This window comes from Kitasatospora sp. NPDC001603 (assembly GCF_040298365.1).
GTDB lineage: Bacteria > Actinomycetota > Actinomycetes > Streptomycetales > Streptomycetaceae > Kitasatospora.
Window position 1 is genome coordinate 44,384 of the sequence record NZ_JBEPAA010000027.1, and the last position, 18,859, is coordinate 63,242.

Genomic DNA, 18,859 nt, shown 5'->3' on the forward strand with positions numbered 1-18,859 from the left:
GACCGGCCGCCGCGGTGGAGTTCACACCGAAGGCGGCTCGATGTCGGAGTCCAGCCGCAGCCCCGCCTTGACCGCCACCGTGGTCGGATGCTCCTCGCCGAGCGTCTGCCGGGCCCGGCGGACGCAGTCGCCGCGCAGCTGGGCCGCGCGCTCGCCCTCCCCCGCCGCGGCCAGCGACAGCGCCAGGTTGGAGTTGACCCCGATCGAGTCGTAGTGGTCCGGCCCGAGGGTCTCGGCCATCAGTGGCGCCGCCTGCTCCTCGAAGGCCAGCGCGGCCGCCGGCTCCCCGGACAGGACGAGGTCGTTGGCGTGGTTCATCATCGCGATCGGTATGTACAGGTGCTGGTCGCCGAGGACGGCCCGGAACTGCGCCAGGGTGCGCCCGGACAGCTCCCGCGCCTCCGCCGTCCGGCCGGCCAGCCGCAGGTAGACGGAGAGGTTGTTGGCCCCGGCCAGCGTGACCGGGTGGTCCTCGCCCAGGTAGTCCCGGTAGCGGGCGAGGGCGCGCTCGGCGAGCTGGATGGCCCGGTCGGTGTCGCCGAGCGCGCTGAGGTCGCTGGCCAGGTTGGTGGCGGCCGCCAGGGTGTCGGGGTGCTCGGCGCCGTTGATGTCCAGGTAGCGCTGGTAGATGTCCTCGTCGATCTCCAGCGCCTCGTTGTACCGGCCGGCCCGGCGCAGCGCCACGGCGAGGTTCTTGCGGGCGCGCAGGGTGTCGGTGTGGCCGTCGCCGATGGTCTGCTGGTAGATCCGGACGGTCTCCTCCAGCAGGTCCAGGGCCTCCCGCAGCCGCCCGGTCTCGCGCAGGTCGCGGGCGTAGTTGGAGGCGGAGGACAGCGCGTAGAGGCTGTGCGCCCCGAGCGCGTCGCGCTGCTGGAGGTAGTTGCTGCGGTGGCGCTCCAGGGCGGCCCGGCGGTCGCCGGCGAGGTAGTCGGAGACCGCCAGGTTGTTGGTGATCATGAGGGTGCGCGGGTGGTCCGGGCCGAGGGTTCGGCGGGCCGCGTCCAGGGTCCTGCGGTCGCGCGCCCTGGCCTCCTCGTACCGGCCGAGGAACCGCAGGTCGGCGCCGAGGCTGTTGGCGACGGCGAGGGTGTGCGAGTGCTCGGGGCCGAGCGTGGCGGTGAAGCGGTCCAGGATGTCCTGGTCCATCGCGTACGCCTCGTGCAGGGCGCCCTGGGAGCGGCGGATGTTGCTGAGCTGGGTGCGCAGCATCAGGGTCTGGGCGTCGTTCTCGGCGTCGAAGCCGGCGCCGCCGTAGTCCTCCTGGCGCCAGATCTCCAGGGTGCGCTCGGCGAGGTCGCGGCCGGACTCGTGCAGGCTGCGCTTCCACTGGTAGCGGACCGAGTCGATGATCCACTGCCGGACGTCCTCGTCACCGCTGCCGGCCGCGCCGGAGGGCCACAGGTGCGGCAGGAGTTCGGCGTACTGCGGCCAGTTCGCGGGGATGTCCGGGTCACCGGGGTTCGCGGTGGCGAGGGCGGCGTGCACCACCGCCCGCAGCCCGGTCCGCTGCTCCTCGTCGACCTGGTCCCGCAGGACGGCCTGGACCAGCCGGTGGACGGTGATGGTCTCGCTGCCCTGGTCGGTGCGGGCCAGGCCGAACCGGTTGATGGCGCGCAGGAACTCGCCGATCGCCAGCTTGTCGCGGGGCGCGCGCGGCGGCAGCCGCAGCGCGTGGGTGACGGCCCGGCTGTAGAGCAGCCGCATCGGGATGGCGTCGGGCCCGAAGAACGCGCAGATCTCCAGGATCTGGGCGGCGGGGGCGTTCATCCGGCGCAGCTCCTCGACCGAGATCCGCCAGGTGGCGGCGGCCGAGTGCGGGTACTCGGCGGTGCGCAGCCGGGTGCGCTCCAGCATCTCGGTGAGCTCTTCGTCGAGCAGTTCCAGGTAGGTGGCGATCGGCATCGAGGTCTCCTGCAGCCAGACCGCGGCCTGGCCGACGGCGAGCGGCAGGTCGCCGAGCCGGTGCGCGACCTGGTCGGCGTCGTCCGGGGCGAGGCCGCCGTTGAAGCGGCGCAGCAGCCGGACGCTCTCCTCCCGGGTGAAGACGTCGACCTCGACCAGGCCGGCGTGCTTGGACCAGCCCTGGTTGCGCGAGGTGATCAGCACGTGCCCGCCGGAGGAGCCGGCCGGCAGCCAGGGCGCCAGCTCCTCGGGGGTGCCGGCGTTGTCGTAGACCAGCAGCCAGCGGCGGTACGGCTCGCCGCGTCGCAGCGCGTCCAGCACCGCGACGGCGGTGTGGGCGACGTCGTCGCTGCTCTGCACGCCGATCCGGGGGGCGAGTTCGGCGAGCTTCTGCGGGATGTTGGCGGGCTCCTCGGCGGGCACCCACCAGATCACGTCGTAGGCGGCCTTGAAGCGGTGCGCGTACTCGGCGGCGATCTGCGACTTGCCGGCGCCGCCGAAGCCGTAGAGCACCTGGCTGAGCACCGCGCCGGGGCCGCCGGTGAAGCGGTTGCGGAGCAGTTCCAGCAGCCGGCCGCGCCCGGTGAAGGAGGCGTTGCGCGAGGGCGCCTCCTGGATCTTGGGCGCGGTGCCGGGGAAGCGCGAGGGGGCGGCGTGCTCCCCGCTGTCCCCGTCCGGCCGGCTGCTGCTGCCCGGCGGCGGCCCGAGTTCGCTGTACAGCTGGGACTCGGCGAGCACCGCCGAGGAGCGGACCAGGTCGGGGACGGCCGGGCCGACGAACGGGCGGGGCACCGGCTCGTCCGAGTCCTGCAGCCGCAGCGCCACCAGGGCCGGCGAGCCGGAGCTCAGTTCGCGCCCGCTGAGGAGCTGCCAGGCCTCGGCCGCGCGGGGCAGCGCGGTGTACTCGGGCGAGAGCAGCGCGAGCAGCCGGCCCTGGCCGTCCAGCGGCCCGGCGGCCTCCGGCGGACGGCCGCCGGGGTAGGGCTCGGCGGCGTTGTGCAGGGAGGTCTGGTAGCCGAAGCCGGTGAGGGTGGCGGCGGCCCACTCGGCCCACATCCGGTCCTCGGGGGCGTAGCTGACGAAGACCTGGCGGGGCATGGTGCGGGTGGAGCGCAGGTAGGCGCCGTACAGCCGGCGGCGGGCGTCCCCGGTGAGCGGGCGCAGCGTGCGGACCCGGCCGTCGGTGATCCACCCGGCCAGCCGTTCGAAGGCGTTGAGCAGGCTGCGCGCCTCCTGCGGCCGGTCGGCGACGGTGGCGGGCACCTCCTCGTAGGCGTAGAAGGGCTTGTACGGGACTTCGACGTCGCTCCAGTAGGCGGCCCGCCGCTCGGCCCCCAGCCAGCGGCCGAGGTAGGGCGCGAACGCCTCGCGGGCGTAGTCCCGGCCCGCTTCGAGCCGCTCCTGCTCGGCGTCCTCGACCCGCATCGGCACCGGCAGGACGCGGATGGCCCGCTCCTCGGCCTCGGCGATGGTACGGGCCGCGTCCACGCCGCCGCGGATGTTCTGAGCGCTGAAGGTGAAGCAGTCGACGACGGAGTCGGGCATCAGGACGGTGCAGATGCCCGAGGTGTCGCTGACCCCGGTGCGGCTGTCGATCAGCACGTAGTCGTAGGCCCGGGCCCAGCGGTCGCGCAGTTCGCGCAGGAACTCGCCGCCCCGGATGTCCCGGCCGTGGTAGAAACTGCGCCAGTTGAAGCTGGTGACGGCGGCGGGGTAGGCGGCGTTCTGCCGCCCGGCCGGCAGGAAGTCGAGGCGGCCGCCGGGCGGCAGGTCGAGCGCCAGGCCGCAGATGTAGCCGCCCAGCCGGCCCGGTTCGTCCAGCCAGTCGGCGGGGGCGAGCCCGCCCGGACCGGCGGCGGTGGGCAGCGCCTGCTTGACGTACGCCCGCAGCAGGTCGATCAGGCCGTCGGTGGCGTGCAGTTCGGGGTCGACCAGCAGCGGGTGGTAGTAGCGGTGCAGGCCGGGCGCCTCCAGGTCCCAGTCGACCACCAGGACGCGCAGGCCGCGGCTGGCCAGGATCCAGCCGACGTTGGCCAGGGCCATGGTCCGGCCGGTGCCGCCCTTGAACGAGTAGAAGGTGACGACCGACCCCGGTCCGGTCCGCTCCGGGTCAGTTCCGGGCTCAGTGAACATCGTCCTGTTCCCTCCTCGACGGCACCGCCGCGCCGTCCGGGCTGCGGCGCGGTCCTGGCGGCCCGGCCGGAATGGCCAGCCCGGGCATCGCCGGGGCGGCGTCCTCGCCGTCGGGGCCGAAGCCGAAGGCGGCGCCGTCGACATCGTCCCCCCAATCGAAGTTGTCGTCCATGAGCTTGTTCTGAGCAACCGTCACCATGATGGTGAGGTCCGTGTCAAAGCTCTCCCGGCCCACCGCGACGCGGAACAAGTGCTCCAGGTCGCTCCGGCGCAACCAGTTGCGGCGGAACACGCTGCGCACGCCGGTCCACAGCGCGTCGCGCTCCGGCCCGGCCGGCGGGTCGTCCGTACCGGCCGGCACCATCACGCCGGTGACCGGGTGGTTCTGGTCGTCGTACTCGCGCAGCGCCGGCCGGTAGACCTCGCCGCCGGCCATCCACGGGTCCACCAGCAGCACGCTGACCTGGTTGTCCTCCCGGGCCCGGTCGAGCTTCTCGCCGAGGCCGGGCCCGACCTCCTCCAGGGTGGTGGTGTGCCCGGCGGAGGTGATCACCTGCTGGGCGCGGACCGCCAGCGACGGCTGCGTCGGCGGGTGGTAGGGCGCCCACTGCCACGGCTTGGCCCCGTACCAGCCGCCGCGGGACGAGCCGCCCGCCTCGGCGGCGGCGGCGTCGGAGGAGCGGCCGGCCGCGATGAACAGCCGGACCATCCCGGCGGTGGGCGCCGGCCGCATCGACGGCACCACCGGGAAGTAGCCGCGGACGGCGCCGAGGTCGAACTCGGGCAGCTCGCCCAGCCGCCGGGCGGCCGCGTCCCGGATCCGCTCGGCGACCACCCGGACCACCCGCCGGTAGTCGGGGCCGAGCGGGTCGGTGCGCAGCAGGTCGCGCAGGCCCGAACGGGCGTAGGCGTCGCCCATGCCCTGCTGGACGAACTGGATCTTCCGCACCTCGTCCGGCAGCTCCCCCGGCAGGGTCTCCCAGAGCACCGGGATCAGGGCCGGGACGACCTCGCCGGCCAGCTCCTCGTGCCGGCGGACCCGCCCGCGGAACGCCGTCCACTCCTTGCCGCAGTAGAGGCTGGCGAAGTAGGCCGGGGAGTAGAGCGCGACCATGGCCCGGCAGCGGGCCAGCATCTGGGCGAGCTGCTGCTCCCAGTTGTCGCCCAGGCGCAGCCGCTCGGTGTCGCGGTAGGCGAGCTCCTCGGCGCCGGCGGCGGGCTCGATCCGGCCGAGCTCGTCCCGCAGGTCGTTGAAGAACTGGTCGACGAAGGCGTCCCCGGCCTCGTAGTCCCGCCGGGCGTAACTGAAGAAGAAGTACGGCCGCACTGATCCCCCCGGGCCCGACGGTGCCGCGACTGCGCTGCTGTCCTCCCCAGCATGTCGCGAACTCCGCGGTCGCGCCCGGGAGTCGGCGAAGCTCGTGGCTCCGGGACTACAGGGACGACTGGAAGGCCGCGACCGGCTCCGCGCCGGGGGCCAGGACGTCCGCGACCACCCGGCGCAGCAGGTCGCCGAGGACGGTGTCGGGCAGGGCGTCGATCTCGTCCAGCGGCAGGGCGGTGACGTCGACGAGGTCAGAGCCGAGTCCAACGGCGGTTCCCGCACCGGTGACGCCCATCAGTCCCTCACTCGATCTGCTCGGCCCAGCGGGCTGGTGGCCCCGGGGAGTCGACCCGGTCCGCGACGCGCATACTACACCCGCGCATGACGGGTCATCAGCTCTGCTGCGCCGCCGCGCCAGGCCCTTTCCCGGCCGGGGCGGCCCGCCCCCGGCGGTCAGGGGCAGAGCCGCTCGACCCGCCAGCCGGTCGGCTCCGACGGGTCGGCGAGGAAGCGGAGCCGGTCGTGCAGCCGGTTCTCCCGGCCCTGCCAGAACTCCACGCTCTCCGGGACCACCCGGTACCCGCCCCAGAACGGCGGGACCGGCACCCCCTCGCCCTCCGGGTAGCGGCGCTCCAGCTCCGCGTACCGCTGCTCCAGCACCTCGCGGCTGCCGACCGGGCTGGACTGCTCGCTGGCCCAGGCGCCGAGCTGGGAGCCGTGCGGTCGGGTGCGGAAGTAGGCGGCGGTCTCGTCCCGGCCGACCTTCTCCACCCGGCCCTGCACGATCACCTGGCGGGCCAGCGCCACCCAGGGGAAGAGCAGGGCCGCCTGCGGGTTGACGGCCAGCTCGGTGCCCTTGCGGGAGCCGTAGTTGGTGAAGAACACGAAGCCGCGCCGGTCGAAGCCCTTCAGCAGCACCGTGCGCGAGCTCGGCCGCCCCCCGGCGTCGGCGGTGGAGAGCACCATCGCGTTGGGTTCCACCACGCCGGCGTCGTCCGCCTCGTGGAACCAGCGGGTGAACTGGGTGACCGGGTCGGCCGCGAGCTGCCCCTCGACCAGGCCCTCGTGGGTGTAGTGCTTGCGCATCACGGTGAGGTCCGGCCCGGGCCGGGCCTCCTCGGCCAGGATCCGGGAGGCGGGGCTCGGGGGCGTCGACTGGGCGCGTTCCGGGGTCTGCACGTCAACATCATCCCGTACGACAAGCAACCGGCACCGCTACCTCCGGACAAACCCCCGTGGGAGATAAGGTGTCTCGCCACCGCTCGGCCGTCCGAGCTACAGGCAATTGTCCGGAAACCGATGATTGATTCCGGAGAATCGCCGGGCGCGACCGGCCCTCAGGTGAAGGTCGAGCGGTCCTGCGGGAAACATCACCACCGTGGTGTATGGCGCAATGCACCCCGTGCCTGTCAGGCTGGCACCGAGTGCCAAACACCATTCGGTCACTGGCGTACCGCCCCACCACGGCGGCCCGCCGATCACAGAGCTGAAGGAGCCGTCGCATGTCCGACTTCGTACCCGGGCTTGAGGGAGTCGTCGCTTTCGAGAGCGAGATCGCCGAACCCGACCGTGAAGGCGGCGCCCTGCGGTACCGCGGAGTCGACATCGACGACCTGGTCGGCCACGTCTCCTTCGGCCACGTCTGGGGCCTGCTGGTGGACGGCAAGTTCAACCCCGGCCTGCCGGCCGCCGAGCCCTTCCCGATCCCGGTCCACTCCGGCGACATCCGGGTGGACGTGCAGTCCGCCCTCGCCATGCTCGCCCCGGTCTGGGGCCTCAAGCCGCTGCTCGACATCTCCGCCGAGCAGGCCCGTGACGACCTCGCCCGGGCGGCCGTGATGGCCCTCTCGTACGTGGCGCAGTCCGCCCGCGGCCAGGGCCTGCCGATGGTCCCGCAGAGCGAGATCGACAAGGCCGAGACGGTCGTCGAGCGCTTCATGATCCGCTGGCGCGGCGAGCCGGACCCGAAGCACGTCAAGGCCATCGACGCCTACTGGACGTCCGCCGCCGAGCACGGGATGAACGCCTCCACCTTCACCGCCCGCGTCATCGCCTCCACCGGCGCCGACGTCGCGGCCGCGCTCTCCGGCGCCGTCGGCGCGATGTCCGGCCCGCTGCACGGCGGCGCGCCGTCCCGGGTGCTCGGCATGATCGAGGAGATCGAGCGCACCGGCGACGCCAAGGCGTGGGTGAAGAACGCGCTGGACAAGGGCGAGCGCCTGATGGGCTTCGGCCACCGCGTCTACCGCGCCGAGGACCCGCGCGCCCGCGTGCTGCGCCGCACCGCCAAGGAGCTCGGCGCGCCGCGCTTCGAGGTCGCCGAGGCGCTGGAGAAGGCCGCGCTGGAGGAGCTGCACAACCGCCGCCCCGACCGCGTGCTGGCCACCAACGTCGAGTTCTGGGCCGCCATCATGCTGGACTTCGCCGAGGTCCCGGCGCACATGTTCACCTCGATGTTCACCTGTGCGCGCACCGCCGGCTGGTCGGCGCACATCCTGGAGCAGAAGCGCACGGGCCGGCTCGTCCGCCCCGCCGCGCGCTACATCGGCCCCGCCCCGCGCAGCCCGCGCGACATCGAGGGCTTCGAGGCCATCGCGCACTGAGAAACCACTGGTGAGCAGCGGGTCCGACGCTCCGTCGGACCCGCTGTTTCCGCAGCTCGCAGCCGTGAAGATCGCATCTCAGCGGGCGGACTGCCGTAACACTTCCGCAATCGCGGCCGGTAGGCTGCCGCCCGTGGCTCAGATCCAGATCCCCGCTGACATCAAGCCCGCAGACGGCCGTTTCGGCTGCGGCCCGTCCAAGGTGCGCCCCGAGGCCCTGAGTGCCCTCGCCGCCACCGAGACCTCCCTGCTCGGCACCTCGCACCGCCAGGCCCCGGTGAAGAACCTGGTCAAGCGCGTGCGCGAGGGCGTGAGCAGCCTCTTCTCCCTCCCCGAGGGGTACGAGGTGGTTCTCGGCAACGGTGGCTCCACCGCCTTCTGGGACATCGCGGCCTTCGGCCTGGTGCGGGAGAAGTCCCAGCACCTCGACTTCGGCGAGTTCTCCTCCAAGTTCGCCTCCTCGGTCAAGGCGGCGCCCTGGCTGGGCGAGCCGACCGTGATCAAGACCGCCCCGGGCACCCACCCGCTGCCGGTCGCCGAGGCGGGCGTGGACGTCTACGCGCTCACCCACAACGAGACCTCCACCGGCGTCGCGATGCCGATCGGGCGCCCGGCCGGGGCGGACGAGGGCTCGCTGGTCCTGGTGGACGCCACCTCGGGCGCCGGCGGCCTGCCGGTCGACATCACCGAGACCGATGTCTACTACTTCGCGCCGCAGAAGTCCTTCGCCGCCGAGGGCGGCCTCTGGCTGGCGACGTTCTCCCCGGCCGCCCTGGAGCGCGCCGCCGAGATCGCCGGCTCCGGCCGCTACATCCCGCCGTTCTTCGACCTGCCGACGGCCATCGACAACTCGTCGAAGGACCAGACGTACAACACCCCGGCGATCTCCACCCTGTTCCTGCTGGCCGACCAGCTGGACTGGCTGAACGGCAACGGCGGCCTGGACTGGGCGGTCGCCCGGACGGCCGACTCCTCCTCCCGGCTGTACGGCTGGGCCGAGAAGTCGTCGTTCGCCACCCCGTTCGTGGCGAACCCGGCGGAGCGCTCCCAGGTGGTCGGCACGATCGACTTCGACGACGCGGTGGACGCCTCCGCCGTCGCCAAGGCACTGCGTGCCAACGGCATCGTCGACACCGAGCCGTACCGCAAGCTCGGCCGCAACCAGCTGCGCGTCGCGATGTTCCCGGCCATCGAGCCGGCGGACGTCGAGGCGCTCACCGCCTGCATCGACTACGTGGTCGAGCAGCTCTGAGCACCGGCACGGTCGCACGGCCCTGAGCGGGCCGGCACACGCGTGAGGGCCACCGCCTGCGGGCGGTGGCCCTTCCGTTTGTTCGCGCTACCTGTTGACGAGCGAGCTGATCAGGACGACCACCAGCAGCAGCACCAGGGCGCCGGTCACGATACGCATGCGAGTCTTGGGATCCACGGTCATCGAGCGTACCCGCGACCCGTCGGCGGCCGGACCCCGAGGGTGGCTCCGCCGGTGGCGTCCGGGCCGCGTCCGGTGAACCGGCGGGCGCCGTCGGAGGCCGGGAAGGCCACGTCGGCCGCCGCGCCGACCCGGCCCGGGGCCGCGTACGGCGACCGGCGCGCCGTCCCGCCCGGGGGCCCCGCTCCCGCGGCGATGCCCCACCGGGCTCTGAGCGGCCCCCGGGCGCGCCTCAGCTCCAGCGGGCCAGCGGCCAGGAGGCGACCGTCTCGTAGTGCGCGAAGCCGCCGTCGAGCTCGCTCTTCATCAGGTGCAGCTCCGCGGCCTCCCACTCCGGCCCGCGGTACCCGCCGAGCGCCGACTCCAGCGCCTCCAGCTCGGCCACCGCCCCCCGCTGCGCCGCCCGCCGGTGCCCCCGGGAGGAGCCGGCCCGGGCGAGGGTGAGATGCGGGTGGAAGGTGAACGCGTCGACCTCACCGGCCACCTCCGCGGTGGCCTCGTACACGGCCTCGGCGAGCCGCCGCAGCGCCCACGCCTGGCCTTCCACTCCGGCCCAGAGCACCCGGTCGCCGAACCGCCCGGCGCCCGCGAGCCGCAGCCGGTGCGCCCCGTGCACCCCGGCCACCGCCGCCAGCCCGGCCTCCAGCTCCGGCAGCCGCTCCACCGGCACCTCGCCGAGGAAGGCCAGGGTCAGGTGCCAGCCCTCGACGGCCGTCCAGCGCAGCCGGTCCGCCCCCGGCAGGGCCCGCACCGGGGCGACCGCGTCGGCGAGCCCCTGCAACGCCTCGACCGGCGGCAGCACCGCCACAAAGAGCCTCATGGGCTCATCTTCCCCCGCCGCCCGGTTGGGGTGAGAACCTTTATCATGACGATCCGTACCGGCGACCGCGCCGACACCGCCGACATCCTCGCCCTGCTCGACGGCGCGGTGGCCTGGCTCGCCGCGCGGGGCCGCGCCGACCAGTGGGGCGACCGGCCCTGGAGCAGCGTCCCGGCCCTGATCGACCGCATCGACGGGTACACCGCCGAGCCGTTCCTGATCCGGCTCGCGACGGACGACGAGGGCCGCACCATCGGCTGCTGCGTGCTGTCCGAGCAGGCCAGCGCCTACGCCACCCCCGTGGACGAGCGCGAGCTGTACGTCCGCAACCTGGTCACCGACCGCTCCCTGAAGGGCTCCGGCATCGGCGCCGCGCTGATCGCCGACGCCCTCGACGAGGCCCGCCGGCGCGGTATCGGCCTGCTCCGGGTGGACTGCTTCGCGAGCGAGGACCGCCGTCTGGTCGAGCAGTACCGGGCGCTCGGCTTCACCGAGACCGAGGCCTTCGAGTCCGAGTACCAGGGCAGGCCCTGGCGGGGCCAGATCCTGGAGATCCGGCTCTGACCCCGCGCCCGGGGCGCACCACGCGGTGCGCTCCGGGGTGACGAGCCGTCAGCAGGCCGGTGCCAGCTCGGACTTGGCCGGGGCGACGGTGCGCGGAACGAAGGCCACCACCCGCCCGCCGCGACCCGGATGCAGATCGACCCGGACCTTCAGGTCCGCACTGCGGGCCAGGACCAGACCGACCGTGCCGGCCGCCAGCGCCGAGACCACCCCGCAGGCCAGCAGCCCGAGGCGGGGCCCGTACGAGGCCGTCACCCAGCCGACGACCGGCGCGCCGATCGGCGTGCCGCCGGTGAACACCAGGACCAGCAGGCCCATCACCCGGCCCCGCATCGCGGGGTCGGTGCCCAGCTGGAGCATCGAGTTGACCGAGGTGTTGAAGCTCAGCCCGAAGACCCCGATCAGGGTCAGCAGCAGCGCGAACGACCAGTAGTCGGGCGCGAAGGCGGCCAGCACCTCCAGCGCGCCGAAGGCCAGCGCGGCGGCGACCAGCCGGCGCAGCCGGGGCGCGCCACGCCGGGCCGCGAGCAGCGCGCCGGCCAGCGAACCGACCGCCATCGCGGTGTTCAGCAGGCCGTACTGCCCGGCGCCGACCTTGAAGGTGTCGTGGGCGAAACCGGAGAGCAGCGTCGGGAAGTTGAACCCGAAGGTGCCGATGAAGCCGGCCAGCACCATCGGCCAGAGCAGCTCGGGCCGCTCCTTGACGTACCGCAGCCCCTCCCTCAACTGCCCCTTCTCGCGGGCGATCGGTGCGGTGGGGCGCAGTTCGGACGACCGCATGGCGAGCAGCCCGCCGATCACGGCGGCGAAGGAGAGCGCGTTCACCGCGAAGGCCCAGCCACTGCCGACCGCGGCGATCAGCAGGCCCGCGACGGCGGGGCCGACCAGCCGGGCGGTCTGGAAGTTGGCGGCGTTCAGGCTGACCGCGTTGGCGAGGTCCTTGGGACCGACCATCTCGGAGACGAAGGCCTGCCGGGTCGGGTTGTCGACCACCGTGACGAGGCCGAGCAGCAGCGCGAACGCGTACACGTAGTAGGGCGTCACCACGCCGCCGACGGTCAGCACGGCCAGGCCCGCGGCGAGCAGGCCCATCGCGCCCTGGGTGTAGATCAGCAGCCGGCGCTTGGGCATCCGGTCGGCGAGCACGCCGCCGAAGAGGCCGAGCAGCAGCATCGGCAGGAACTGCATGGCGGTGGTGATGCCGACCGCGAGCGGGCTGCCGGTGAGGCTGAGGACCAGCCAGTCCTGGGCGATCCGCTGCATCCAGGTACCGGTGTTGGAGACCACCTGGCCGGCGAAGTAGTAACGGTAGTTGCGGACGCGCAGTGAGGAGAACATCCCTCCGGGCCGGGTGAAGCGGGCTCCGGTCGGGGATTCCTGAGCGGCGGGGGTGACCGCCGCGGTGCGTTCGTCGGGGTCGTCGTCGCCGTTGCCGGCCGGCCCCGTCGGGGCGGGTGCCTGGGCGTCGGCGGCCGCGGCGGTGGCCGCGGCGGGTTCGGTGGTCGGTTCGTCGGTGCGGATGGCGGCGCTGGCTGCGGCCGGCGGTGTCACGGTGCTCTCCCCTCGCGGCGCGACGACCCGGCAGGGGGTCGTCGCGCTCCTGGTTTCGGTGGTCGGTGCTGCGGTGATGCGGTTCTCCTTCGTCCTCCGGCGGCTGACCGGAACGGCTGGGCCCCGAGCGTGTCTTACAGGTGTGCGAGCTTGTAGAGCACCGGCGCGGCCGCCCGCAGGGCGGCCCACTCCTCCTCGTCGAGACCCTCGGCGAGTTCGGCGAGCCAGGCGTTGCGCCGGCGGCGGCTCTCCGCGAGGATCACCTCCGCCTGTTCGGTACTGCTGACGACCACCTGACGGCGGTCCTCCGGGTGCGGCTCCCGCCGCACCAGGCCCTTCTCCTCCAGCATCGCGACGATCCTGGTCATCGAGGGCGGCTGCACGTGCTCCTTCCGGGCGAGCTCACCCGGCGTGGCCTTCCCGCAGCGTGCGAGGGTGCCCAGCACCCCCATCTCGGTGGGGCTGAGCGACTCCTCGACCCGCTGGTGACGCAGGCGGCGGGAGAGGCGCATGGTGGACGACCGCAGCTGACTGACGGCTGCGAGGTCCTGCTCGGACATCTCGGGCATGTCCTTAGTCTATGTCATTACTCTCGCTAATGAAAATTGCTTCAGGCGCCGGCCCGCAGTCCGACGGCGGGGGCCGCGGCCCCGTGCGGCCGGGGCCGGGTGTCCACCGCGGCGAGGCCGTCCGGCATGCCCAGCACCAGCAGCGTTCCGGCCAGCGCCAGCGACCAGACCTCGGAGCCCGTCCGCAGGTCCAGCACCCCGCCGGTGCCGAGGTCGCGCACCCGGACCAGCCCGTCGGACCAGGCCGCGGCCACCACCGGGCCGGCCGCGGTCGCCCCGGCGGCCACCGCCGTCACCGGGCAGCCGCGCCGGTCGGACGGCTCGGGCATCGGCGCCGAGCGCGGGCCCCAGAGCCGGACGGCGCCGTCGAAACCGCCGCTGACCAGCAGCGGGATCTCCGGATCGGACAGCGGTCCGCCCCCGAGCGCGGCGCCGGCCAGCGCGGTGACCGGCCCGTGGTGCAGCCGCTCGCTCACCACCGCGCCGTCCTGGTACCAGTGCACGGCGCCGGCCGCGTCGCCGAAGGCGGGCGCGGAGTCGGCCAGCCCGCCGATCGCGGCCACCGCGCTCAGACCGCCGCCCGGACCGCCGGCCACCGCGCGGACCGCGTCCAGCGCCGCCATCAGCCCGTACCCGTCCAGCCCCGGCCGCGGTTCGGCCGGCACCACCAGCTCCGCCCGGCCCCAGGCGTCGAGCAGCACCACGGAGCCGCCGGCCGTCACGGCCAGCCCCCGCAGCGGGCGCGGGGACGGCACCACCACGGCACCGACCCGGCGGCCGGTGGCGACGTCGAAGGTCCGCACCGCGCCGGTCGGATCGGCCACCAGCACCTGCGACAGGTACGGCCCGACCCCGGCGGTGACCGCGACGGCCGGGCCCGGCCAGTCCCGGTCGGTGCCCTCCCAGCGCGCCCAGCGTCCGGACCACGGCGCGGGCAGCTGCGCGAGGACGGCCGCGGCGGCCGCGGCGGCGGTGTCCGCGCCCAGCAGCCTGGTCCGCAGCACGGCGGCCCGGACGGCCGGGTCGGGCTCCTCGATCACGGCCGGACCGGCGGCGCGCCAGGCCCGGCCGAGCGCGTCGTCCCGCCGCTCGACGGCCGCCGTCACCGGGACGGGGCGGGCCAGCGCGTAGAGCAGCGGATCGGCGGTCAGCGGGCCGGGGTCGCCACCGGCCGCGGCCGCCGTCCAGAGCGCGGACAGCGCCTCCTCGCCGGCGGACCGCAGATCGGCACCGGCCGGCACCGCCGGCGGAGCGGCCGGCGTCCCGAGGACCGGGCCGGGCAGCGGGTACGCGCCCGCGTCGCCGCCCCGGGCCGCCGCCCACTGCGCGAACCGCTCCCGGTCCGTCCACTGCGGATCGCCGAGCTCCAGCACCGCCGGCGCGGGCACCGCGGTGAACGCCCCGGCCGCCGCGCCCCCGGTCGTCGCCTCGACCACCAGGCGCACCCCGGGCAGCCGGAGCAGCGGGTCGAGCAGCCCGGTCACCAGGCCGGCCGGGTCGTCGGCCTGGTCCAGCTCGGGGACGCAGATCAGGGTCGGGCGGTTGTCCGCCGCGATCGCCTCGATCAGCGGGCCCGGGGCGTGCGCCACCAGGTCGAGCTGGTGGCCCAGCGACCAGACGGCCGTCCGGAGGGTGGCCCCGGCGGCGGGCAGCACGGCGTGGATCCGCCGCTCGCCCGGCGCCTCGTCCGTCGTGCAGCCGCGGACCAGCCAGGCCAGCAGGTGCGACTTGCCGGCCCCGGGCGGCCCCGCCACCCGGCAGAGCCGCGGTGCCCGCATGTCGTCCAGCCAGCCGAGCAGTGCCAGTCCGGCCGCCCTGCGCCCCGCCCCCAGCGGCGGCATCCGTCGCCCGTCCCGCACCATTCCCGCTTCCCTCTCCTGGTTCCACCGCGGCCCGACCGCTCGGGCCTCCCCGCGCGGCCCGACCGCTCAGCCCTGCCGCTCGGCCAGGCTGATCATCAGTGCCTTGATCCCGCTCTCGCGCGACTCGGCCGTCTCCCCGTAGTCGAAGCCGTGGGTGAACTCCGCCTGCGGGAACTCCGCCGCCATCCAGCGCGCGCAGTAGTGCCCGGGCATCATGCACGGCTCCAGCTCGCAGTAGACCCGCACCACCTGCTCGGGCTCCACGCCCTCCGCCCGCAGGCGGTGCCAGAGCACCTCCTCGGGGTGCAGCAGGCCGGGGCCGCCGATGGCCGTCTCGATCCGCGTCCCGCCCTGCTCGTCGACCACCTCGAAGGCCGCCGAGGAGTCGACGTTCAGCGGGCGCCGCAGGTCGTCCAGCACCCGCGGCCACCAGCCCTCGCGGTCCTCGAAGGCGGCTTGGTCGGCCGCCAGCAGCCCCTGGCGCAGCTCCCGGTAGGCGGCGAAGGCCGCCTCCGGCCGGTCGGACGCGGCGACCGCCGGCAGGTACCGGTCCAGCAGCAGCAGCCCGGCCGCGAACGCCTCCACCGTCGAGGCGACCGGCAGCTCCGCCGGCTCGGACCCCAGCAGCAGCGCGCGGACGGACCGGTCCGGGGCGAAGAACAGCTCGGCCCCGCCGTCGGTGCCGATCCGCAGTTGGGCGGCCGACGCTCCGGCCTCCAGCCCGGCCCCGGCCGCGTACTCGCCCAGCGACAGCGGGTCGGACTCCTCGGCGGCCCGGAAGTACGGCCCCACCTGGAGCGGCAGTCCGGGGTCGCGCAGCGGCCCGGCGGGCGCGACCGACAGGCTGCGCAGCCCCCGCGGCCCGAAGTGCGCCGTAAGCGCCGCCGTCAGCTCGTCGTCCATGTCCGCACCGGCCCTCTCACGTCGTCTGGTAGAAGTCGAGGAAGGAGTTCCAGAACTCCGCCTCGCTGCCGAACGGCAGATCGTCCCAGCGGCCCATGCCCTCCCGGATGTACTCCTCGGCATCGGCCCAGTCGTACGGCGTCGGCCGTTCCTCGGGCCGCGGCCGCTCGATGGCGATCTTGTACACCAGGTACGCCAGCGAGGAGATGTCACGGTGGATCAGCTGGTACTCCTCGTCGGCGTCCGGGTCGCAGACCCAGATCGTCCCGTCGTCGAGGTTGACGAACACGAACGCGCTGGACAACTCGCCCAACTGGCGCAGCGTGCCGTGCTCGGTCTCCACCAGCGAATCGGTCAGCGGCCTGGCGAACGCCCAGTCCGGGTTCTCGGGCCGCCGGTCCGCGAGCTCCTCCAGCAACCGGAACAGCCCGTTGGAGAACGGCACCCCGATCTCCGTCACGAAGCGGGCGCCGTCCCCGTCCGGCCAGATCCGGGCCGCCTCGTCGGGCTTGAACCTCAACAGGTCGCCGGGCGCGGCCTCGGCGACGACCCGGGGCCAGTCGATCCCTACCAGCACCGGTCATCCGTCCTCTCGGTCCGCCCGCCAACTGCCCTACTGTCCATGCTTCGCCTTCTTCGCCACGTGCTTCGTCTCGTGGGCCGCCTTGTCCTGCTGCCCCTGCGCGTCGAAGTCCTTCGTGCCCATCGTGCCACCATGCTGGCCCGCGGTGTGATCCTGGTGGAGCTGGTCCAGGTACGCCCGGTGGCCCCAGTCCCGGTTCTTCGTGGGGACCTTGCTGTCGTACTCCACGCCGTAGTTCACGTCGAGGTCGGGGTTCTTGGGCTGGAAGTGCCGGCCGAGCCAGCGCTCGCAGTTCTCGTTGGCCTGACAGGGGGCCCGCTCGGTGTACAACTCGGAGACGTGGTCCTCCCGGCCGCCGAGCAGCGGCTTGCCGATGGACCGTTCGGAGTGGCTCCGGTCACCGCTGCGGCCGACCAGGATGATCTCGTCGCCGTCCGGGTGCTTGTAGCGGAGCGCCGCGTAGTTCTTGCCGCCGTAGTCGCCCTGGGCCCGGCGGGCCTCCTCGACGGCCCGGGAGAGCGGGGTCGGAGCGTCGATCCGGCTGCTCGGGACCTTCTCGTCCTTCTTGGGGTTCCCGTCCTCGTCCTTGTCGGACTTCTTGTACTTCTTCGCGTGGTACTTGTCCTTGAGGTCGTCCGGGGACGGGTCCTTGACCTTCTCCGAGGCCCCGTCCAGCAGGGTCTTCAGGGACTTGTCGCTCCCGTCGACGTCGACGAACTTGCCGTCCTTGATCTCCTGGACCCGGCCGTCGTCGTGGACGTAGTACTTCCGGGGCGGCGTCTTCGGCCCGTCGCCGCCGCTGCTGCCCGCCTTCGGCGGCGGCGCGGCCTTGTCCTTGTTCTTCTCGTCGAAGGTGTGGGCGTTGCCGGAGTCGTTGTCCTTGTGGTGCTTGGCGGCCTTCGACAGGTTGTCGCCGGCCTGCTTGTACATCTTCTTGGCGGCCTTGCCCATGTCGTCGGCGAGTGCCTTGCCGAGCTTCTGGGCGCCCTTCTCCAGGGCCTTGACGATCGGGTCCGTCACGCGAAACTCACCCCCGCGACCCGGCTGCTGAAGACCTGCGCGTGCTGGGCCACCTTCTCGGCCTGTTCGTGCAGGGCCTTGGCGTGCGCCTCCACCGCGTCAGGGTTGATCTTGAACTGGGTGCCCCCCGACCCGCCACCGCCGCTCAGCGCGGCCTCGGCGGCCTCGAACACCAACCCGGCCACCGCCCCGGAGACGATCTCCACCAGCGGGGTGATCGCCGCCTCGATCACCTCGGAGACGATGTGGTCCTCCAACTGGTGCGCCAGGTAGGACATCAGCTTGCGCCCGGCCTGCTGGATCGCGATCACCCCGGCCTCCGCCAGGCCGAAGGTCGCCACCGCGGCGGCCTGGGCGGCGACGAAGGAGGCGGCCAGCACGATGAGCTCGCCGAGCGCCTCCAGCTTCATCGCCACGATCACGTCGGCGGCGGTGTCCAGCGCCTTCGCCACCACGTGGGCCGCCTGGACGACCTCGTTGAAGTGCTTGTCGGACATCAGCGCCCACTTGGCGATGAGCGCCTCGTAGGACGCCCCCTCGTAGGCCCCGCCGAGCTGATGGACCGTCGCCGTCGAGTCCGCGTGCAGGTCTTCGAGGCCCTTCGCGAACTCCTTGACGTGCTCCCCGAATTCACGGACCTTGTCCTCGTTGACCGAGGGCCAGTGGATGCCGATGAAGTCCAGGAGCGTCGCTACCTCGCTCGGCAGCTCGATCGCCATTGGAGAACCCCCCGGTTAACAACAATCCTTCGATATCGTCGAAAGTTTATACATCCCGCATCCCACCGACAGTGGCGGAAACGTCCTGATTCTGTAGCGATCCACCCGGCTCCACGGCGCACGGCCGCCGGACACGAGCCCCCCGCACCACCGGCCGCGCCCTCCGTGACTCCCGGTGCGATGCTGGTTCTGGGGCCCGATCCACGCGGGCCCCAGCACCACCCCTCAGTAGAAGGGCCGACCAGAAATGACCGACGTCGCCGCCGAGCAGGCCGAGCAGAACGACACCGGCTTCGCCCGCCTCGCCATGGTCACCATCGACTGCGCCGACCCGGTCGCGCTGGCCGCCTTCTACGGTGAGCTGCTCGGGTGGGAGACCAGGCACGTGGACGAGCGCTTCGCCATCCTGGACAACCCCGAGGGCGGCAGCCCGCTCGGGTTCGGACGGGTCGCCGGGTACCGCCAGGAGCCGTGGACCGAACCCGACGGCAGCAAGCACTTCCACCTGGACTTCTACGTCGACGACCTGGAGGAGGCCACCGCCCGGGCACTCGCGCTCGGGGCCACCGAGCCGCAGTTCCAGCACGGCCGCACGCTCAGGGTGCTGATCGACCCGGCCGGCCACCCGTTCGGCCTAGCCCCCTTGGAGTGACCGCGCCCCGGCGGCCGGACGCCGGCGCCGCAGCGGGCCCGGACGGCACATGCGCAGGGCCCGTGTGCGTGCGCAGGCGGCGTCAGGGCTTGGTGGCGAGATCTTGCCGATCACGTGAAGGACGGCTCTGACCTGCGGTTTCACCAAATGATCGAACATTGTGCGACTCACCGGTAGTGGCTACTGTCCCCCGTTGTCAGGGGCACCACACGCCAGGCTTCC

The 18,859-nt window shown here is 73.5% G+C and carries 16 protein-coding genes; 4 read left to right on the top strand and 12 right to left on the bottom strand.

The genetic code is table 11. The features are described from left to right. Positions 1 to 21: 21 nt before the first annotated feature. From fxsT to pdxH, 4 genes are all read right to left on the bottom strand, one after another. Positions 22 to 4,035, bottom strand: a complete 4,014-nt coding sequence (gene fxsT / locus ABT263_RS18635) for an FxSxx-COOH system tetratricopeptide repeat protein (RefSeq protein WP_352291450.1) — start codon at positions 4,033 to 4,035, stop codon at positions 22 to 24. Next, positions 4,025 to 5,362 (bottom strand): TIR-like protein FxsC, encoded by a 1,338-nt coding sequence (locus ABT263_RS18640; protein ID WP_352291451.1) that lies wholly within the window; start codon positions 5,360 to 5,362, stop codon positions 4,025 to 4,027. Before ABT263_RS18640 ends, fxsT begins: the two co-directional genes overlap by 11 nt. Positions 5,363 to 5,468: 106 nt before the next feature. Beyond that, the gene (gene fxsA, locus ABT263_RS18645; protein ID WP_329489200.1) at positions 5,469 to 5,654 is read right to left on the bottom strand and encodes an FxSxx-COOH cyclophane-containing RiPP peptide; all 186 of its coding nucleotides are present in this window, start codon (positions 5,652 to 5,654) and stop codon (positions 5,469 to 5,471) included. Positions 5,655 to 5,812: 158 nt separating this feature from the next. Continuing rightward, positions 5,813 to 6,538, bottom strand: coding sequence for a pyridoxamine 5'-phosphate oxidase (gene pdxH, locus ABT263_RS18650; protein ID WP_380382261.1), 726 nt, complete (start codon positions 6,536 to 6,538; stop codon positions 5,813 to 5,815). Between the two features lie 323 nt (positions 6,539 to 6,861). On the opposite strand from pdxH, the gene ABT263_RS18655 reads away from it, so the two are divergent. Further along, the gene (locus ABT263_RS18655; RefSeq protein ID WP_329489199.1) at positions 6,862 to 7,962 is read left to right on the top strand and encodes a citrate synthase 2; all 1,101 of its coding nucleotides are present in this window, start codon (positions 6,862 to 6,864) and stop codon (positions 7,960 to 7,962) included. A 133-nt stretch (positions 7,963 to 8,095) separates the two neighbouring features. Beyond that, positions 8,096 to 9,214: a phosphoserine transaminase gene (gene serC, locus ABT263_RS18660; protein ID WP_329489198.1), complete on the top strand. Its 1,119-nt coding sequence runs from the start codon at positions 8,096 to 8,098 to the stop codon at positions 9,212 to 9,214. 412 nt (positions 9,215 to 9,626) lie between these two features. Here serC and thpR read toward each other — a convergent pair whose 3' ends face one another. Beyond that, the gene (thpR, locus tag ABT263_RS18665) at positions 9,627 to 10,214 is read right to left on the bottom strand and encodes an RNA 2',3'-cyclic phosphodiesterase (RefSeq protein WP_352291452.1); all 588 of its coding nucleotides are present in this window, start codon (positions 10,212 to 10,214) and stop codon (positions 9,627 to 9,629) included. Between the two features lie 45 nt (positions 10,215 to 10,259). Here thpR and ABT263_RS18670 point away from each other — a divergent pair, with 45 nt between their 5' ends. Continuing rightward, positions 10,260 to 10,778 (top strand): GNAT family N-acetyltransferase, encoded by a 519-nt coding sequence (locus ABT263_RS18670; protein WP_352291453.1) that lies wholly within the window; start codon positions 10,260 to 10,262, stop codon positions 10,776 to 10,778. 48 nt (positions 10,779 to 10,826) lie between these two features. Here the strand turns inward: ABT263_RS18670 and ABT263_RS18675 are convergent, their stop codons facing one another. From ABT263_RS18675 to ABT263_RS18705, 7 genes are all read right to left on the bottom strand, one after another. Then, positions 10,827 to 12,329 (bottom strand): MFS transporter, encoded by a 1,503-nt coding sequence (locus ABT263_RS18675; protein ID WP_352291454.1) that lies wholly within the window; start codon positions 12,327 to 12,329, stop codon positions 10,827 to 10,829. A gap of 134 nt (positions 12,330 to 12,463) precedes the next feature. Next, positions 12,464 to 12,898: a MarR family winged helix-turn-helix transcriptional regulator gene (locus ABT263_RS18680; protein ID WP_329489192.1), complete on the bottom strand. Its 435-nt coding sequence runs from the start codon at positions 12,896 to 12,898 to the stop codon at positions 12,464 to 12,466. A gap of 41 nt (positions 12,899 to 12,939) precedes the next feature. Then, a complete protein-coding gene (locus ABT263_RS18685) occupies positions 12,940 to 14,760 on the bottom strand; it encodes a hypothetical protein (protein ID WP_352291455.1) in 1,821 nt (606 codons plus the stop codon). Positions 14,761 to 14,826: 66 nt separating this feature from the next. Next, positions 14,827 to 15,663, bottom strand: coding sequence for a nucleic acid/nucleotide deaminase domain-containing protein (locus ABT263_RS18690; RefSeq protein ID WP_352291456.1), 837 nt, complete (start codon positions 15,661 to 15,663; stop codon positions 14,827 to 14,829). Between the two features lie 16 nt (positions 15,664 to 15,679). Then, positions 15,680 to 16,240, bottom strand: coding sequence for an SUKH-4 family immunity protein (locus ABT263_RS18695; RefSeq protein ID WP_329489189.1), 561 nt, complete (start codon positions 16,238 to 16,240; stop codon positions 15,680 to 15,682). A gap of 36 nt (positions 16,241 to 16,276) precedes the next feature. Beyond that, positions 16,277 to 17,266, bottom strand: coding sequence for a nucleic acid/nucleotide deaminase domain-containing protein (locus ABT263_RS18700; protein WP_329489188.1), 990 nt, complete (start codon positions 17,264 to 17,266; stop codon positions 16,277 to 16,279). Beyond that, positions 17,263 to 17,985, bottom strand: coding sequence for a WXG100-like domain-containing protein (locus tag ABT263_RS18705; protein WP_329489187.1), 723 nt, complete (start codon positions 17,983 to 17,985; stop codon positions 17,263 to 17,265). Before ABT263_RS18705 ends, ABT263_RS18700 begins: the two co-directional genes overlap by 4 nt. Positions 17,986 to 18,232: 247 nt before the next feature. Here ABT263_RS18705 and ABT263_RS18710 point away from each other — a divergent pair, with 247 nt between their 5' ends. After that, positions 18,233 to 18,637, top strand: coding sequence for a VOC family protein (locus ABT263_RS18710; protein WP_329489186.1), 405 nt, complete (start codon positions 18,233 to 18,235; stop codon positions 18,635 to 18,637). Positions 18,638 to 18,859: the final 222 nt, after the last annotated feature.

Excerpts from the sequence above, each read along its gene's own strand:
- ABT263_RS18685 (WP_352291455.1), bottom strand. The coding sequence starts at position 14,760 with ATGGTGCGGGACGGGCGACGGATGCCGCCGCTGGGGGCGGGGCGCAGG.
- ABT263_RS18710 (WP_329489186.1), top strand. The coding sequence starts at position 18,233 with ATGACCGACGTCGCCGCCGAGCAGGCCGAGCAGAACGACACCGGCTTC.
- fxsT (WP_352291450.1), bottom strand. The coding sequence starts at position 4,035 with ATGTTCACTGAGCCCGGAACTGACCCGGAGCGGACCGGACCGGGGTCG.
- ABT263_RS18680 (WP_329489192.1), bottom strand. The coding sequence starts at position 12,898 with ATGCCCGAGATGTCCGAGCAGGACCTCGCAGCCGTCAGTCAGCTGCGG.
- fxsA (WP_329489200.1), bottom strand. The coding sequence starts at position 5,654 with ATGGGCGTCACCGGTGCGGGAACCGCCGTTGGACTCGGCTCTGACCTC.
- ABT263_RS18705 (WP_329489187.1), bottom strand. The coding sequence starts at position 17,985 with ATGGCGATCGAGCTGCCGAGCGAGGTAGCGACGCTCCTGGACTTCATC.
- thpR (WP_352291452.1), bottom strand. The coding sequence starts at position 10,214 with ATGAGGCTCTTTGTGGCGGTGCTGCCGCCGGTCGAGGCGTTGCAGGGG.
- ABT263_RS18655 (WP_329489199.1), top strand. The coding sequence starts at position 6,862 with ATGTCCGACTTCGTACCCGGGCTTGAGGGAGTCGTCGCTTTCGAGAGC.
- ABT263_RS18670 (WP_352291453.1), top strand. The coding sequence starts at position 10,260 with ATGACGATCCGTACCGGCGACCGCGCCGACACCGCCGACATCCTCGCC.
- ABT263_RS18690 (WP_352291456.1), bottom strand. The coding sequence starts at position 15,663 with ATGGACGACGAGCTGACGGCGGCGCTTACGGCGCACTTCGGGCCGCGG.